This is a genomic window from Alkalibacillus almallahensis (assembly GCF_011761495.1).
GTDB lineage: Bacteria > Bacillota > Bacilli > Bacillales > Alkalibacillaceae > Alkalibacillus > Alkalibacillus almallahensis.
This window is the reverse complement of the sequence record NZ_JAASRU010000003.1, coordinates 55,526-71,767: the sequence shown is the minus strand read 5'-3', so window position 1 is coordinate 71,767 and position 16,242 is coordinate 55,526. Positions and strand designations below refer to the sequence as shown.

General features: G+C 42.3%; 17 protein-coding genes. 6 read left to right on the top strand and 11 right to left on the bottom strand.

The annotated features are described in order from the left end of the window. Positions 1 to 257 precede the first annotated feature (257 nt). On the top strand, positions 258 to 1,871 hold the full coding sequence (gene ggt / locus FHR85_RS03795) for a gamma-glutamyltransferase (protein WP_167261266.1): 1,614 nt from the start codon (positions 258 to 260) through the stop codon (positions 1,869 to 1,871). A gap of 39 nt (positions 1,872 to 1,910) precedes the next feature. Here ggt and FHR85_RS03790 read toward each other — a convergent pair whose 3' ends face one another. After that, positions 1,911 to 2,360, bottom strand: a complete 450-nt coding sequence (locus tag FHR85_RS03790; protein ID WP_167261264.1) for an Lrp/AsnC family transcriptional regulator — start codon at positions 2,358 to 2,360, stop codon at positions 1,911 to 1,913. 123 nt (positions 2,361 to 2,483) lie between these two features. Between FHR85_RS03790 and FHR85_RS03785 the strand changes: the two genes are divergently transcribed. The 3 genes from FHR85_RS03785 (at position 2,484) to FHR85_RS03775 (ending at position 4,335) form a co-directional block, all read left to right on the top strand. Next, positions 2,484 to 3,056 (top strand): chromate transporter, encoded by a 573-nt coding sequence (locus tag FHR85_RS03785; protein WP_167261262.1) that lies wholly within the window; start codon positions 2,484 to 2,486, stop codon positions 3,054 to 3,056. Next, positions 3,053 to 3,586, top strand: coding sequence for a chromate transporter (locus tag FHR85_RS03780; protein WP_167261260.1), 534 nt, complete (start codon positions 3,053 to 3,055; stop codon positions 3,584 to 3,586). Before FHR85_RS03785 ends, FHR85_RS03780 begins: the two co-directional genes overlap by 4 nt. Before the next feature lie 590 nt (positions 3,587 to 4,176). Next, positions 4,177 to 4,335, top strand: a complete 159-nt coding sequence (locus tag FHR85_RS03775) for a hypothetical protein (RefSeq protein WP_167261257.1) — start codon at positions 4,177 to 4,179, stop codon at positions 4,333 to 4,335. A 335-nt stretch (positions 4,336 to 4,670) separates the two neighbouring features. Here FHR85_RS03775 and FHR85_RS03770 read toward each other — a convergent pair whose 3' ends face one another. Continuing rightward, positions 4,671 to 5,606, bottom strand: coding sequence for a DMT family transporter (locus FHR85_RS03770; RefSeq protein WP_167261255.1), 936 nt, complete (start codon positions 5,604 to 5,606; stop codon positions 4,671 to 4,673). 15 nt (positions 5,607 to 5,621) lie between these two features. Continuing rightward, complete coding sequence (locus FHR85_RS03765) at positions 5,622 to 6,224, bottom strand: YczE/YyaS/YitT family protein (RefSeq protein ID WP_167261254.1); 603 nt, start codon at positions 6,222 to 6,224, stop codon at positions 5,622 to 5,624. Between the two features lie 162 nt (positions 6,225 to 6,386). On the opposite strand from FHR85_RS03765, the gene FHR85_RS03760 reads away from it, so the two are divergent. Together FHR85_RS03760 and FHR85_RS03755 are read left to right on the top strand one after the other, a co-directional pair. After that, the gene (locus FHR85_RS03760; RefSeq protein WP_167261253.1) at positions 6,387 to 6,866 is read left to right on the top strand and encodes a PaaI family thioesterase; all 480 of its coding nucleotides are present in this window, start codon (positions 6,387 to 6,389) and stop codon (positions 6,864 to 6,866) included. 16 nt (positions 6,867 to 6,882) lie between these two features. After that, positions 6,883 to 7,143 (top strand): hypothetical protein, encoded by a 261-nt coding sequence (locus tag FHR85_RS03755; RefSeq protein WP_167261251.1) that lies wholly within the window; start codon positions 6,883 to 6,885, stop codon positions 7,141 to 7,143. 21 nt (positions 7,144 to 7,164) lie between these two features. On the opposite strand, the gene fni is transcribed toward FHR85_RS03755, so the two are convergent. Genes fni through FHR85_RS03715 form a run of 8 tightly spaced genes read right to left on the bottom strand, consistent with a single transcriptional unit; the run spans position 7,165 to position 15,979 of the window. Beyond that, entirely contained in the window at positions 7,165 to 8,190 is a 1,026-nt protein-coding gene (fni, locus tag FHR85_RS03750) for a type 2 isopentenyl-diphosphate Delta-isomerase (protein WP_167261249.1), read from the bottom strand. Positions 8,191 to 8,192: 2 nt separating this feature from the next. Beyond that, complete coding sequence (locus FHR85_RS03745; RefSeq protein WP_167261247.1) at positions 8,193 to 9,656, bottom strand: phytoene desaturase family protein; 1,464 nt, start codon at positions 9,654 to 9,656, stop codon at positions 8,193 to 8,195. After that, positions 9,653 to 10,762 carry a glycosyltransferase family 2 protein gene (locus FHR85_RS03740; RefSeq protein WP_167261245.1) on the bottom strand — a complete coding sequence of 370 codons (1,110 nt, stop codon included), beginning with the start codon at positions 10,760 to 10,762 and terminating at the stop codon, positions 9,653 to 9,655. The genes FHR85_RS03745 and FHR85_RS03740 overlap by 4 nt, the downstream gene beginning before the upstream one ends. Positions 10,763 to 10,790: 28 nt before the next feature. Further along, positions 10,791 to 11,477, bottom strand: coding sequence for a lysophospholipid acyltransferase family protein (locus tag FHR85_RS03735; RefSeq protein ID WP_167261243.1), 687 nt, complete (start codon positions 11,475 to 11,477; stop codon positions 10,791 to 10,793). Then, entirely contained in the window at positions 11,461 to 12,165 is a 705-nt protein-coding gene (locus FHR85_RS03730; protein WP_167261241.1) for a carotenoid biosynthesis protein, read from the bottom strand. The genes FHR85_RS03735 and FHR85_RS03730 overlap by 17 nt, the downstream gene beginning before the upstream one ends. A gap of 13 nt (positions 12,166 to 12,178) precedes the next feature. After that, positions 12,179 to 13,012, bottom strand: a complete 834-nt coding sequence (locus tag FHR85_RS03725; RefSeq protein WP_208379597.1) for a phytoene/squalene synthase family protein — start codon at positions 13,010 to 13,012, stop codon at positions 12,179 to 12,181. Next, positions 13,009 to 14,466, bottom strand: a complete 1,458-nt coding sequence (locus FHR85_RS03720; protein WP_167261239.1) for a phytoene desaturase family protein — start codon at positions 14,464 to 14,466, stop codon at positions 13,009 to 13,011. Before FHR85_RS03720 ends, FHR85_RS03725 begins: the two co-directional genes overlap by 4 nt. Then, entirely contained in the window at positions 14,456 to 15,979 is a 1,524-nt protein-coding gene (locus tag FHR85_RS03715) for a phytoene desaturase family protein (RefSeq protein WP_167261237.1), read from the bottom strand. Before FHR85_RS03715 ends, FHR85_RS03720 begins: the two co-directional genes overlap by 11 nt. Between the last annotated feature and the right edge of the window lie 263 nt (positions 15,980 to 16,242).

The window sequence follows — 16,242 nt, the reverse complement described above, 5'->3', positions numbered from 1 at the left end:
GTGAGAAGAAGGCGGTTGCTAAATGCGGGTCGTGTCGCAAGCCGTTATGTGCGCGCTGTCGTATGAAAGAAAATGAGTTGTCGTATTGTAATCAAGATTGTGCGAAGGTGAGTTAAGACGAGTGGCTACGGCTGCTCGTCTTTTTTAGTCAATCTATCATTTTTGTCTTATAAACACTCGATTATAACAACTAAATGTGGTAGGATTAATAAAAATGTTTAATCATTGTTAGTTGTTTGAAGGGAGATAGAGACAAAATGGTAGATTATGATGCGCAATATTATCCATATGGGTCACGCCGAAATGTGGTCTACGGGAGAAATGGGATGGTCGCAACGTCTCAGCCGTTAGCAGCAGAGGTTGGGCGCGATATATTAAAACAAGGTGGTAACGCGATTGATGCAGCGATTGCGACAGCGGCTGCACTTACGGTTCTAGAGCCGACATCGAATGGAATCGGCTCCGATGCGTTTGCGCTTGTTTGGGTTGATGGTAAGATTCACGGTCTAAACGCAAGTGGTTATGCACCGCAAAATATATCTGTCGATCAGTTAAAAGAAGCGGGTTATGATGAGATACCGACTTTTGGCAAAGTGCCTGTGACTGTACCAGGAACACCAGCTGCGTGGGCAGAATTATCGGAGAAGTTCGGGAAATTGCCATTAACAGATGTGATGGAGCCTGCGATTACATATGCTGAACAGGGTTATCCGTTATCGCCGACTTTAGCGTTTCATTGGAAGGCGGCGTATAATAAGTTTACGAAAACGTTCCAAGATGATATTTATAAACATTGGTTTGAAACCTTCGCACCTGATGGACGAGCGCCAGAAGCAGGAGACATGTGGTCGTCACAAGGTCACGCCGATACTTTGCGCAAAATTGCTGAAACAAAAGCTGAATCCTTTTATCGCGGGGAATTAGCGGATCAAATCGATGACTTTTTCAAGCAGCATGATGGTTATTTGACGAAAGAAGATCTCGCTGGCTATAAACCAGAGTGGGTCGATCCGATTAAAGTGAATTATCGTGGTTATGACTTGTGGGAAATTCCGCCGAATGGCCAAGGGTTAATCGCGTTAATTGCGCTTAATATGCTAAAAGGCTATGATTTTAATGAAAAAGACAGTGTTGATACGTATCACAAACAAATCGAAGCGATGAAGCTTGCGTTTTCAGACGGGTTAGAATATATTACGCAACAAGATCACATGAATGTGTCTGTTGAGGATCTACTATCTGATGAGTATGCGGAACAACGCCGTGCAATGATAGGTGATGAAGCGTTACAGCCTGAAGCGGGTGAACCGCCGCGTGGTGGAACGGTTTATTTATCAACGGCTGATAGCGAAGGCAACATGGTCTCGTTTATTCAGAGTAATTATATGGGCTTCGGATCAGGTGTCGTCATTCCTGGAACAGGCATTGCGATGCAAAATCGGGGGCATACCTTCTCGCTTGATGAAAATCATACCAATGTGCTTAAGCCAGGTAAGCAGACCTTCCATACGATCATTCCAGGCTTTTTATCAAAAGGGGATCAACCAGTCGGGCCATTTGGTGTGATGGGTGGTTTCATGCAACCTCAGGGTCACGCGCAGGTGGTCATGAATACAGTCGATTTTCATTTGAACCCACAAGCAGCACTCGATGCACCGAGGTGGCAGTGGGCAGAAGGGAAGACGGTTAAAGTTGAGCCGACATTCCCAGATCATATTGCCCAAGCGCTTCAGCGAAAAGGACATCAGATTCAGAAAACGCTCTATCCATATGAGTTCGGACGCGGTCAAATTATTTGGCGCGATCCAGAAACAGGTGTCTTAGCAGGTGGAACGGAACCACGAACAGATGGTGACGTCGCTGCATGGTAAAGAAAAAACAGGCTGAGCAGTCAGCCTGTTTTTGAATGATTATAATTTGAGACCTGTGCGACTTTTGAAGCGACGCAAGAGAATATGACTTTCGACGCGGGTAATGCCTTCTAATGCGTAAAGCTCTTCGTTGATAAATTTCTCTAATGCCTGAAAGTCTTCGACAAGGACATGGGTATGCAAGGTGCTTGGCCCCGTCATTTGATAACAGCTTGCCACATTGGGATGGTCGGCTAGTTTTTCTGCGACATAAACGAGTGAGTTTGGCTCACAGTCGACGTTAAAGAAAGCGGAAACTCCTTTACCGACTTTCTCTGAGTTGATCACGACGCTGAATTTTTCGATAATCCCAGCTTCTTGCATTTGATTAATCCGATCGCGAACGGCAACACGAGATAAGCCAAGCTCTTTGGCTAAGTCAACATAGGACATGCGACCATTGTCACTAAGTATATTTAAAATTTTAAAATCAGTATCGGTTAATTTCATTATAGCACCACGCTTTAGTTAAGATTACTTATTTTAATTATAAAAGAAACGTCGCAATATGTCATACTATAGTCCAATGAATAATAATTCTGTCATTTTTGAATTTAGAAAGGGGAGACAAGAGTGGGATTTGCTTTACAAAAAGATATCTTCATCAGCTTTTTTAGGGCTGGGATGTTAGGATATGGCGGTGGACCAGCGACAATTCCACTCGTTCATAAAGAGGTTGTCGACACTTATGGCTGGCTCAGTGATGAAGAATTCTCAGATATTCTAGCGATTGGTAATTCGCTACCAGGACCAATTATGACCAAAATGGCTGGTTATATCGGTTACCGTATCGGTGGCTATGTCGGACTTACGACAGCTCTAGCTGCGACCGTATTACCAACTGTTTTGATTATGATTGCGCTGATCAGTGTGTTGATTAATTACCGTGATTCTCCTGTTGTGCAGGGGATGACCAACGCGATTGCACCAGTTGTTGGTGTGATGTTATTTATGTTGGCATATAATTTCTTACGCCGTTCGCAGGGTGACTTAGGTTGGCCTGTGGTCATAGGCTTAAGTGTTGTCAGTTTAATAGCATTTGAACTGATTGGACTGCATCCTGCGATTTTAATTGCAGCTCTAATTATTTATGCGTTAGTTAAGAAGTCCCCGTCATCTAAGGCGAAAGAAGGTGACGCGTCATGATCGAGTATTGGCACTTATTTTTAGCATTTTTAATCCCTGGGGTGGTCGGTTATGGTGGCGGCCCTGCCTCCATTCCGCTTATCGAATACGAAGTCGTCCAGCGCTATGGATGGATGACAACGCCTGAATTCGGTGAAGTGTTGGCACTCGGCAATGCGTTACCAGGCCCGATCGCGACGAAGATGGCCGGCTATATCGGTTATGAAGTCGGAGGCGTTTTCGGTGCGATCGTTGCCATTACTGCAACGGTTCTTCCGTCACTCGTGGCGATGATTATTTTGCTGAAATTACTCATGCGATTTAAAAACTCGCCGAAAGTGAAGCGGATGACGACTTTAATCAGGCCTGCCATTGCTATTTTACTAGGTGTATTAGCCTTTCAATTTTTTACTACGTCATATGAAGGCGCAGGGCTCGTGCAAACCATGATATTAATTGCCCTCAGCTTCTTTGCTCTTGAACGCTGGCATATTCACCCCGCGTTTGTGATCCTTGGCGCTTTATCATATGGCGCAATCTTCTTATCATGATTTTGAATGAAAAGCGAGATTCTTATTTTAAGGATCTCGCTTTTTTGTGTTGTAGTAACTCCCTCAGGAAATGATCCTAACTCGCTGATAATCAGCACTCACTCGCTGGAAAAACGGCTTAACTCGATGGTAAGCTGCTTTCGCCCGATGATAAATAGTAAACCCCGATGATAAACAGCACTCACTCGATGGAAAACATCCAGCTCCCGATGGTAATTCACCCCAACTCGATGATAAATCATAAATTGATTCACCACTTCATACCAAATATGAAGAATAGGTAAGTAATTGAATGGATTTAAGTGCATATAGCTATTCATTAACTTATAAATAGCTATATTCCGTTTGATGCTTAAATTTCCCTAAAAATCAGTAAATTTAAGAAGCGAACCATTATGCAACCGCTTACAATAGCGTCGGGAGCGCTTTTTGCATAGAAGATTTAATTTTGGAGAATGCATTAGCATTTGATAGGAATTAAAAGAATTTAAAAGAATGAGCTTTTTGACTTGAAATAACCGATAAATGTGATACTATATAGTAGGAAATCATGCTAAATGATAATTTTTACTGGAAAGGGGTAGATGAAGATGACAACATCTTTAATTCTTGTTTCAACGATTGTGTTTTTCTTTTTAGCGACTGTATATTTTGTGGATAGTGTCATGAATCGCATCAAGAAGAAGAAATCCGATCTACGCCTAGACCCAGCTCATAGTGAACATGAAATGGATCTAGCACACCGCTAAACGAGTTAGATAGAGAACCTATTTCATACTATTCAAATAGATGAAGCAACTGCCACCGGTTAGTCTAAGCACTAACCGGTTTATTTTTTGCTCAAAAAAAACACAACTGCGAGCAGTTGTGTATCATTTATCATAGAAGTCGCCGATATATTTTATGTAACGGCGCCATTTCAATAATAACGGCGCGATTCTAAATTTAACGGCGCAATACCAAATTTATCGACGCCATCTGGAATATATCGGCATTCGCTGATATATATCGGCGCTCGCCGATAAAATATGGGCCGGGCCCGCCCATAATTCATCAGCGAACCACAATCACGTAATACCAACGCTCACGCTGATTCATCACGTCGAAAATCCTTCACATGCTTCTTCCGTTTAAACATCGATAACCGCACATTCGTTGCGATCAAAACGCCGCTAACAACGACGACACCACCTGCGACTTGAGCGAGGCTGACGTTTTCACCTAGGAAAATCATTGCACCAATCGTCGTGAACACGGGCAGCAAGTTTAAAAATACACTCGACAAGGACGGCCCCAGATTTTGCACAGCTGCATTCCAGAAGTAAAGCGCAATCACAGATGGGAAGATTCCGAGATACAGTAAACCTAGTAGACTCGATCCGTTAAACCAGTCCATACTCGGCGTCACAAATAGCCATTCCACCGCAACCACGGGAATCATGACGAGTGCGCCTAGACCAATCATCGCGAACATCGCTCCGTAAATTGGATATTTGTGATTGTGTTGTTTTAAGAATAATGAATAGAATGCCCAGACGATCATGGCTAGTAGCATCGTCAGGTCACCTGGGTTAATCTGCAAAGCTAACAAACGTTCGAGCGAGCCCTCAATCAGAACCCAAACCGCGCCTACAAAGGACAAGCCAACACCTGCCAATTGTCGTGCTGATAAGCGTTCCTTTAAAAAGATATAACCGACAATCAGCGCGAAAACAGGAGTCGTCGCTTCCACGATTCCAGCATTCGTCGAGGTCGTATAATTCAACGATAAATAAATTAGAACATTAAACGTTGTAATACCAGTTAGCGCAAAGCCTAATAATGGCTTCCAATCACGGCGAAAGACATCGTAATTTTGGCGAAATTGCCTTAAGCCAAAGGGCATAATCACAAGAAAAGCAATCACATTTCGTATGAAAGCCACCGTAATAGGAGGCAAATCGGATACAGCCTTTCCGACGATTAAATTCCCTGAAAACATCATCACGACTAGGATGAGAAAGACATAATACTTAGCCATTTAGTCAACTCCTCTCTACTGAACGCGTGTCGTATAAGGTTTGATCGCAAAAAACACACGTTGATAAATCGGACTTTGAATAAAGGTAAAAATAAACGTAAACACGAAAACGGGTCCGCCTAGCACGAGTCCTAATACAAGCACGCCTGTCTCAACATAAATCCGTATGCGTTGAATGGATTTCCCGGTCATATCGGAGATCGACAGCATAAAACCATCCCGTGGGCCGAGGCCAATTTGGGCAGCTGAATAGGTACCGCCGCCGATCCCCATCGCAACAATAGCCAGTAACATAATCGCAATATCCCCAACTAAAAGACCTGAAGTTGGAAACCACTCTAAATATAAAAACATATCAACGAAAACGCCGACGAGGAACGTATTTAGAAATGTACCTATGTTGATGTATTCCCGTCTGGCGAACAAGGTGAATAAGATAATAGTAAGCCCGATGATCACCGTCCAAGTCCCGACTGATAACCCGAATAAATCATAGAATGCAATCGTCAGCACATCCCACGGGTGAATGCCGAGATACTGAACTTGAATCGCCAAAGCAATCCCATATGAAAAGATCAATAAACCAATGAAGAAAATGGAGAACTTTTTCAAAATCATAGCCGAAGCCTTCCTTTATGTTGAAATCTTAAGTTGCTATTGTTATAAATTCGGTGAGACCCTTTATAGCAAAATGTAGTCATTCAAATAGCACGTGATTTCTATTGTATCAGATTTCGTGATAAAATTTTGACTAGAATACTAGAAAGGTGGCTTCAAAATATGAGTGAGATTAAACATGCGATTCAAGATTATTATCCTCAAGATTTAGCCCATTGCTTTGGCTGTGGTCGAAATAACGAATTAGGTCATGGCTTTAGAACAGGCTGGAACGGGACAGAAACCTTAACCATTTATCAACCACCTGAAGAATATACCGCGATTCCAGGGTATGTCTACGGTGGATTAATCGCATCACTTATTGACTGTCACGGGACAGGATCAGCTTCATTAGCGCTTCATCGTAAAAATGGCCATGAACCAGAAGATGGCGTGGAGCCACCACGATTTGTGACAGCTGAGCTGAATGTGAAATATTTAAAGCCAACGCCACAAAACACGGAACTGCATGTGACAGGTGAGGTTGAAGAGGTTCATCCGAAGAAATTCAATGTGCATACCGTCGTTTATGCGGATGGTGAAGCGGTAGCGAAGGGGATCGTTGTCGCTGCTGTCATGCCAGACAACTTCGGACAATCATAAGATGAGGTGATAGCCGATGACTATCGCAATTATTGTATTTAGCATTATCGCGGTCGTCTTAATCACATTTTATGGAATCGACTGTTTGCGCGGGATTTCACGTAATTATTTCAGTATGTTTAGCACGATGTTCACCTTAGCGGTCATCGCCTATTTTTTAACAGAAAGTATGCAAGAAGAGGGGTGGGCTCTAAATGGCCAATCGATGGTCTTGTTTGTCGTTGCAATCGGGCTCTTACTCCTTGATTATAACTTACAGCATAAAAAGAAAGCGTGACTCGATCGAGTGCTGATCGGGTTACGCTTTTTCAATGCGATCTGTTGATTGAAGCGAAGCTAAGTCACCAGCTCCAATTCCGAACATGACCATCTGTAATTCGAGTTCCTTCACTTTCATCCATTCGACCACATGTTCAGGCGATTCAACTGCTTCGGTTAAAATTTTACGCGCAAAGCCGACGTGATCTGCGCCTAATGCTAATGCTTTCGCTGCATCTAATCCATCGCGAATACCACCGCTAGCAATTAACATGTCATGAGGTAAATCTCTCCGGATCTCGGTCAGACATCTCGCTGTCGGATTCCCCCAGCCTACAAAAGCCTCAGCCGCTTGTTTTTTAATCGGATCTTGTGAGCGAAGCTTTTCAACCTGACTCCAAGATGTCCCACCAGACCCAGCCACATCAATAAAAGCAATGCCTGCATCACGTAGTTTTCGAGCGTTCTCCGCGTCGATCCCGAAACCAACTTCTTTAGCGCCGACTGGAATATCTAATGCTTTCGTTAATTCGGCAATCTTTTGAAGTAAGCCAGAGAAATTCGTATCGCCACCTGACTGAATCACTTCTTGAATCGAATTCAAATGAAGCACTAAAGCATCAGCCTCAGTTAAATCGATGATACGCTTAACTTGATCAACTGTGACGCCATAATTCAATTGGACAGCGCCTAAATTGGCAATAATCGGAATGGACGGAGCATATGAGCGTAACTGGAATGAGGATAAAAAGTCTTTTTTCTCTAAAATCACACGTGTCGATCCTAAGGCTAACGCCCAACCTCGCTCTTCAGCAGCAATGGCTAAGTTACGATTAATCGTTTCAGCCATTTCCGCACCACCTGTCATTGAGCTAATTAAAAACGGCGTGCTCATACCTTTATCAAACATAGAGGTCTTATAGTTAATTTCCTCAAAATTTAGCTCAGGTAAAGCATTATGCCGAAACTGATAAGCATCAAAACCATTAGATGCATTACCTAAAGATTCCTCAGACAGGCTATATTGGATATGTTCACTTTTACGTTTATGAATGTTATCTGTCATGGTTATGCCTCCCTGTTGATGATGGCTTCAGCAACTAATCGACCAGATCTCGTGACAATCGGCGTCCCACCACCAGGATGAGTGGAGCCACCGACGAACCATAATCCGTTGATTTCTTTAGCTTGATTTGGTAAACGGAAAAAAGCCTGACGAAATGAATTAGAGCTTGCTCCATAAATAGCCCCTTGATAAGCACCCGTTTGCTCGTGTAAATCTTGTGGAGTCATCACTTCTAAATACTCAATATAGTCGCGAATGTTTGTTAATCCGTTTGCTTCTAATTGGTCGAGTAGAAACGTCGTATAAGTCTCGCGTAATGTCTCCCAGTCATAATCATGGATTCGGCTTGGTGCGTTAACAAGCACGAAGAGGTTACTGTGGTTAGCACTCGGTACGACTGATAGGTCATTATAGCCACTATAACAAATGTAAATCGTCGGGTCGCTAATTACATCTTGCGCTTGAAATAGATGCTCGAATTCCTGTTCATACGATTCTGGGAAGAAGACTTGGTGATGTTGCATCCACTCGTAGCGATGATTTAACCCAAGTAATAAAGCAAAACCAGATAGCGAAGGTTCTGTCTTTTTCACATGTTCTGTCTGATTTGGGAAAAAGCGATCGTAAACCGTTAGAGCGTCCATATTAGCAATCACTTGATCCGCATAGACGTGTTCATCACCGATTTCTACGCCGATCGCGCGATTATTCTCTGTCATTATATGGGTTACTTCTGTATTATAACTGAAACGGACGCCTAATTCTTCTGCTAATTGTTGCATCGCTTCAACTATTTGATACGTACCACCTTTGATCCCATAGATCCCTAAGCCAGCTTCGATATAAGCCATCATGCCGTAAATGGCTGGTGCCTGGTAAGGTGATGAACCTACATAAGTGGCATAACGACCTAATAAGCTTAAAGTGAAAGGATGGTTAAAATATTTCTTTAACCAGTCATGATAAGTCGTGAACGGTTTGATCTTCATAAACTGTCGCAACAAGGTTATATCAAGCTTATCTTGCCACCGATCCATCAATCGATTCAGAAACTGATTCTCAGCGATCTCATAGAATTGCTGACTGTCCGATAAGAATGCCGGGTAATTCTGAGCATCGTGTACGCTAAATTGAGCAATGGCTTCCTGGATTCCTTTAATATCTGATGAGAATGGAACTTGGGTGCCGTCATGAAACATGTTAAGCGTGCCATCTTTAATCGGGTAAAACTCGACATAGTCTGCTAAATCACGTCCACATAACGTAAACACTTCTTCAAACATATGCTTCAATGTAATCGTGCTGGGGCCCAGGTCGAAATGGTACCCATTTATATTCCGTTGTTGCAGTTTTCCGCCGGGTTCTTGATTCTTTTCAAGGACTTGAACGTCATAACCTTCATTGGCTAAGACAATGGCAGACGACAGGCCGCCTAAGCCAGCACCCATAATAACGATTTGTTTCATAAATAGCGCCGTCCTTTCCAAACGTAGCCATGCTTACGGACTGATTTCCAAGCCGATTGTACTAGTAGCATGATTAGCAAAGCTGCACTGACAGAAATGAGTAACCCGTGCCAAGGTTTTACGCCGCTCCAAACGTCAATCAATCCTTTCGTGATCGCAGCTAATACTAGACTAATAAGTGATAATAGGTGTAATCCAGAGATCCATAAAGTCACGACAGGAATAAGATATAACATGGTATAAAGACAAATAAGGGCGAACATGAGTAAGTAATTGCGATTGAGTCCAGTAAAGATGTTCTTCATATAGCCTTGCCAAACGTCACTTGCATCATGATACATCCGCATCCAAACGTAATCGTCAATTTTTAAGAGTTGAGCCGGTGCTTCTGCATCTTTTACCCGCTTCATCAGGGCCATATCATCGACCATAGCATCCTTGATTGCTTCATGACCGCCAATCTGATCATAGGTCTTGCGATTAATGGCAACAAAGCCGCCGTGTGCTGCAGCAAATCGTGCATCAGATGACTGTTTGATTTGTCGCACAGGTAAATGACAAAGAATCACAAACTGCATCATCGTGACTAGCAATCGTTCTAGTTGTGTTTTAACAATTTGTTTTGGAAAGCCAGAAATCATTCCACGTTTCTGCTTAGCTAAGTGTGGTTCTAATGCGGCGATGGCCTCCTGATCAAGACGTACATCAGCATCAAGGTATAAAAGCCAATCTCCTTGTGCTTGCTCGCTCAATTGATGGCAAGCAAACACTTTACCTTTCCAATCTTCAGGTAATGACGCCCCTTGCCAGTAAGACAAACGGGGATACTGTTGTTGTAAGCTTTCAAGAATTGAAGCGGTATTGTCAGTAGAATGATCATCTAGGATAAGCACTTCTATCGGTTGAACAGTTTGTGCCATGATCGATTCTACACATGCTCTGATATTTCCCTCTTCGTTTCGTGCTGGAATGAGAATTGAAATGGAAGTAGTTATATCTTCATCAGCCTTAAGACCACCCATTTTCGGGAAAAAGTACATATTTTGTAGCACAAATAAGAGTTGGAGAGCTAATGCCATCACAACAATCATCAACACTATTTCCATGACAACACCTCCAATTCATACATCATGATCATCGTTTTCTGCGACCAATCAATGGTTGATAAGGCAAATGAAACGGGGCATCAGGATTCTCGATAAGACGTTGAACTTGTGATTCTCGCTGTTCATTTAATAACTGTTCGAAATGCATTGTCATTTCGTCTTGTCCCATCGTTGGGCCGATCATCGTCGCCTCACCAATATCAACAGCAGCCATCATTTTCGGATAATCGTACGTGTAATAATGAAAGGTAAACGGCTTAACTGCCACTTGATCAAATTGTTTTAAAATATGCCCGAGCCCTCTTTGAAAATAAATATACCTCTCAGGATGCTGGATTCCACCTTGAGGGAACAACCAGACTTTTTTACCTGCTAACATCAATTCTTGGGTATAAGATAACGCTTTGATCACATCACGAGGTCGATGACGATTAACGGAATAGGCGCCTAATTTTCGGAAAAACGGATATTCTTTTAACCCTGACTCATTCATCATGATATAGTGATCATCGTTTGAAAATCGCTGCGTCATTTGGAAAATAAGCAGGCCATCCCACCATGAACTATGATTCGCGATGTATAAAGTGGGCACGTCCAGATGATCATCTATTTCTCCGCTGACTCCCACTGTTTCAAAATATCTCGGGATAAGATGATGCTTTTGATAACGATAGAACAACCATCTAAACCCTCGGCGTTTATCGGGTTCGATCATAACGATACCACCCTTCTGATAAGGCGAGAGCTATCAGGATCATAACCCATAAGCTCGTTAATCCCTCTTTAAGACTTAATAATCCAAAAAAGAGAATAATAAATTGAAATAATCGGACGCCTCGTTGTTGATCTCGATTAGCTATAGCCTTTTGCGGAACCAATAAGCTCACTCCAAAGGCTAATAAAAACCATGCGATAAAGTTAGTGATGGGAATGCCGAAATATAACCCGCTATGTTCCCACTCCCAGAAATCTAACACGGTTGCGGCAGGGTCTAGTATCGCATCGATCACAATCACCCAAAAACCAACTTGTAGCGAGCGAATCCAACGATTGTAGCTCCTAGACAGAAAGAGACTGACATAAATGACGCCGATCCATGCAAAGCCAAGGGTCACAGGAACACCAAACACTAAAAATCCGAGCGTGTCCGTGTATTCATAAGTTCCAAATGGAAAGCCAGTCGCTACGCCAATCACTTCGACTAAATATGTTATCAATCCAATAGCAGCTGCTGCGTAGAAGTTTCGAAGTCTCAAGTCATAAAGCGCCACAGTCGACAGGGCAAACAAGAATAGGAAGATGCTATTAGACACATTCAACCACTCAGGCACTTCCCAAAAGAACATCAGTACAAAGCCAATATTCATCCAAACAATAAATGCTATATAAGACCATTGCTTCATTATAAAATCCTCTCTAACTATTCATGACTTGTAGAAATAGATTGGCTTTTCGATCTGAGTTAACGACTGCACGTTGGTCAAAAACACGGTAATCACGTTCTCTCACGACTTCGATAATTTCACGGTAATAAGCAGAAGCTAACCGAATAGCGAGCGCACTGTCCTTTGGATAAGTTTCAATTGCTGTTAATCCTTCTTCAAACCAAGCGTCAGCACGTGCAATTAAGTCCTCGATGACATGCACCAGTTCCTCGTTTATTATTTGCTGTTCAAAATCATAAAGGGCGTAACCATGCTCGTCTAATAGATCACGGGGGATATAACGGCGATTTAAACTTTGATCCTCGCCCACGTCACGAATAATATTTACAATTTGCATGCCTTTACCTAGAGCAATCCCTGCCTGTTTTACATCTTGTGTCGGCTCATCATGTAAAACGGGAAGCAGCATTTCACCAACTGACCCAGCAACTTGATAGCAGTAACCTTCTAATTCATCAAAAGTATCGTAATGGGTCTTAACATAATCTTGTCGTTGGCCGGCGAATTGCGTATAAAAAGGTTCTTTCGTAACAGGAAAATGAGTAAATAAAAAACGTAAGGCTGGCCAAATAAAATGTCCTTCTGCTTCATCCAGATGCGTGAAGTGGTCTTCTAATTCGTCTAATGAATAAGGTGATTTTTCGGGCTCATCCACTGCGTCATCAATCATGCGGCAAAATGAATAAATGATGTAGACCGCTTCTCTTCGTGGTGAGGGTAAATGTTTGAATGCGTGATAAAAGCTCGAAGACCCTTTTTTCATCATCTGTTCACAAGCATTGGCAAAATCCTGATTCACTATCATTTGATCATCTCCTTCTTCTCCTCAAAATGATTGTCTAACAGTCGTGCACCTTGCATGACAATCGGAATTCCACCACCAGGATGGACAGAGGCACCAACGGTAAATAGACCGTGGATTTTCGAATGCATCACTTGAGGACGGAATGCCCCTGATTGTTGTAAATGTGGGGCAATGCCAAAACTTCCGCCTTGGAAGAGACCACTGATTTCAGCGTCTTGAGGTGTCCGGATTTTCTTCCATTCAATGGCTTCACTTAATCCAGGGAAACCTAATGCTTCAACTTGTAAAATCGCCTGTTCAACGACATGATGTTTCGCCGCTTCCCAATCAATCTCGTTGTTAGAAGGGACAGGAATTAAGAAGTATAAGACGCTTTTATTCGGAGGAGCTGCTTCATGATCTAATGCGACAGGATTAAAGACGTAGGTTGAAAATCGATTTGATAGGGATTTAGTTTCAAATACCTCTTTCATATGCTTTTCAAACTCATTCGGTAAGAAAAATTGATGCGCCTCTCGCTCGGGATAACGCTTATTAACACCTAGATAGACGAGTAAGCAGCCAGAAGATGGTTGATAATCACGCTTTGATTGTGTTGACTTCGAATCGAGTAACTGATTTAAATGCGGATACTCTCCATTAAAAATCACCTGGTCATAAGCATGCGTTTCACCATTTACTTGCACACCACTGACTCGGTCGTCTTCAACCACAATTCTTTCAACGTTTGTCCCTGTTTGAATTTGCACACCCCGATCAACTAACGCCTGTTCTAATAAAGGAATCAGTGAATGATAGCCGCCTTTTAAATACCAAATACCAAATGCATGTTCACTATAGGAAATCAAGCCGTATAAAGCTGGAACACGATAAGGTGATCCACCAATATATAAACTCTGTAGCATATAAGCCTGTTTAACCTTCTCATTCTTGAAATAACGGGATAAAAACGTCGACAACGACTGATACGACTGTGATTTCATGATGAACTTCATGTTCTCTAACGTTAAAAAATCTCGCATTCTATGAAAGCTACGTGATAGAAACGCATCATAACCAAAATGATAGATGGTTTCCATATCGATTAGGTATCGTCTGAAGGCTTCTCCTGTCCCTGGATATGCTTGTTCTAACGCTTCTTCTTGTTTGTCAGGATCACGCCATTTCGTCATTTTCGTACCGTCAGCGAAGAATAGATCATAAAGTGGTTCACACGGAATCAATTCCAATTGATCACGGGCAATACCAGCTTCCTCTAAAATCTCTAATAGAAGCTCAGGTAGCAAGACAATCGTAGGTCCCTGTTCGATTGTATACTCACCGTCCGTTTCGTAGGTGAGCCGTCCGCCAAGATAATGATTCTTTTCATAGATTGTGACCTCATAGCCTTTGTTAGAAAGCAATAATGCACTGATCATTCCGCCAATGCCAGCACCGACAACACTAATACTCATGGGCAACACGTCCTTTTGAAGGTTTCTGCGATTGGTAACCTGGTTGTGATGTCAGCAAGTCCACACTAATCATGGCCGATTGGAAGATTGTTGGTAATCCACTACCTGGGTGTGTGCCACCGCCGACTAAAAAGCAATGATCGACATCTTCGAATTGATTATGAGGACGGAAAATCATCATTTGATCTAAACTATGGGCTAAGTTGAACGTCGCCCCCTCGTAAACATGATAGGTTTCTTCCCAATCAGATGGTGTGACAATATGCTCGACTTCGATTAAGTCTTCTAAATCGTGGAGGCCTGTTTCGTTGGCGATTTGTTGAACCATATAATCTCGTAGGCGTTGTTTTTCATCTTCCCAATCAATCCCAGCTGTTAGATTAGGGACTGGCATCAATAAATAGAGAGCCGTTTTCCCTTCTGGTGCAAGTGTCGAATCGAGTTTATTCGGGTTATGCACATAAATCGATGGATCGTCAGATAACACTTGGCGTTCCGTCATATCTTCAACATTCCGCTTATAATCTTCTGCGAATAGCACCATATGATGAGGCAAGTCTAGTTCTTGATCGATCCCTAGATAAACCATAAATGTCGAGCATGATAGTTTCTTCTTCTGAAGTTTTTCAGGTTTATATTTGGTTAAATCGTTTGGATCAAATAGATGATTCACCGCATAACCAAAATCGGCGTTAATCACGACATCATCGGCTTCTTGAATACGCCCGTCAGCTAATTCTACGCCAGTAGCACGACCGTTGTTGACGATGATTTGGTTGACGGGTGTTTCAAGATGAACGCGCCCACCCAATTCTAGAATCACATCTCTCATTGCCTCACAGACAGCATTCACCCCTCCAACGGGATGATACAAGCCGTAGCGATGTTCGATATAAGATAGAATCGTGAAAGTACCTGGACAATTCCAAGCCGACATGCCCAAATACTTCGCTTGGAAAGAGAAGGCCCATTTTAAGCGTTCATCTTGGAAATAATGACTCAAACGGCCATACACTGTGTCGAGTGCATTAAGCTTAGGTAAAGCAAGTGCCATATCTTTAGTGAGGAAATCCGTGTAAGAATTGAATGGTTGCCTTAATAGATTGATTACACGGTCAAATTTAGCCCCTTCTTTGTTTAAAAAACGACGATATCCGTCTTCATCACCGGGAAACAATTGACTAATTTGTTCGGCAGTCGCTTCAACATCACGGCTGGGAGTAAATGAAACATCCCCGAATTTTAATGTATAAAGAGGGTCCAATTCGATGAGGTCAACATAATCGTGTAATTGACGCCCAACCCGTTCAAATACTTCTTCTAAAACTTGTGGCATCATGAAAAATGTCGGCCCTAGATCAAATGCATAGTCTCCAAGTTGTAGCTTCGAGGTGCGTCCGCCAACTTGTGGTTGTTTTTCATAGAGATCGACTTGATAACCTTGATCAGCTAATTGCATCGCAGCGGCTAAGCCACCTGGTCCAGCTCCCACGACAATCGTTTGTTTAGTCATATCGATTTTCCCTTTCGGTGTAAATTCAAAAATAAATGTTTGGTAGTGGCTATTATATAACAATGTATAAATATTGTATAATTATGTGCTTGTTTATAGGGTTATACCCTAATTTTAAGGATTGAAACTTTTACATTAATTATATGAATGAAAGTTCGAAAGGTAATGGGTTGAGGGATGGGGAAGAGCTGATTATGGATGATATAATTTTTGATCAAACAATCTCTGGTCTATTAAATGTATCCATTAAAAGCAACCTTCTT

What these genes read in the sequence shown, in the direction of transcription:
- ggt (WP_167261266.1), top strand. Translation starts at nt 258, where the DNA reads ATGGTAGATTATGATGCGCAATATTATCCATATGGGTCACGCCGAAAT.
- FHR85_RS03790 (WP_167261264.1), bottom strand. Translation starts at nt 2,360, where the DNA reads ATGAAATTAACCGATACTGATTTTAAAATTTTAAATATACTTAGTGAC.
- FHR85_RS03780 (WP_167261260.1), top strand. Translation starts at nt 3,053, where the DNA reads ATGATCGAGTATTGGCACTTATTTTTAGCATTTTTAATCCCTGGGGTG.
- FHR85_RS03775 (WP_167261257.1), top strand. Translation starts at nt 4,177, where the DNA reads ATGACAACATCTTTAATTCTTGTTTCAACGATTGTGTTTTTCTTTTTA.
- FHR85_RS03770 (WP_167261255.1), bottom strand. Translation starts at nt 5,606, where the DNA reads ATGGCTAAGTATTATGTCTTTCTCATCCTAGTCGTGATGATGTTTTCA.
- FHR85_RS03765 (WP_167261254.1), bottom strand. Translation starts at nt 6,224, where the DNA reads ATGATTTTGAAAAAGTTCTCCATTTTCTTCATTGGTTTATTGATCTTT.
- FHR85_RS03760 (WP_167261253.1), top strand. Translation starts at nt 6,387, where the DNA reads ATGAGTGAGATTAAACATGCGATTCAAGATTATTATCCTCAAGATTTA.
- FHR85_RS03755 (WP_167261251.1), top strand. Translation starts at nt 6,883, where the DNA reads ATGACTATCGCAATTATTGTATTTAGCATTATCGCGGTCGTCTTAATC.
- fni (WP_167261249.1), bottom strand. Translation starts at nt 8,190, where the DNA reads ATGACAGATAACATTCATAAACGTAAAAGTGAACATATCCAATATAGC.
- FHR85_RS03745 (WP_167261247.1), bottom strand. Translation starts at nt 9,656, where the DNA reads ATGAAACAAATCGTTATTATGGGTGCTGGCTTAGGCGGCCTGTCGTCT.
- FHR85_RS03740 (WP_167261245.1), bottom strand. Translation starts at nt 10,762, where the DNA reads ATGGAAATAGTGTTGATGATTGTTGTGATGGCATTAGCTCTCCAACTC.
- FHR85_RS03735 (WP_167261243.1), bottom strand. Translation starts at nt 11,477, where the DNA reads ATGATCGAACCCGATAAACGCCGAGGGTTTAGATGGTTGTTCTATCGT.
- FHR85_RS03730 (WP_167261241.1), bottom strand. Translation starts at nt 12,165, where the DNA reads ATGAAGCAATGGTCTTATATAGCATTTATTGTTTGGATGAATATTGGC.
- FHR85_RS03725 (WP_208379597.1), bottom strand. Translation starts at nt 13,012, where the DNA reads ATGATAGTGAATCAGGATTTTGCCAATGCTTGTGAACAGATGATGAAA.
- FHR85_RS03720 (WP_167261239.1), bottom strand. Translation starts at nt 14,466, where the DNA reads ATGAGTATTAGTGTTGTCGGTGCTGGCATTGGCGGAATGATCAGTGCA.
- FHR85_RS03715 (WP_167261237.1), bottom strand. Translation starts at nt 15,979, where the DNA reads ATGACTAAACAAACGATTGTCGTGGGAGCTGGACCAGGTGGCTTAGCC.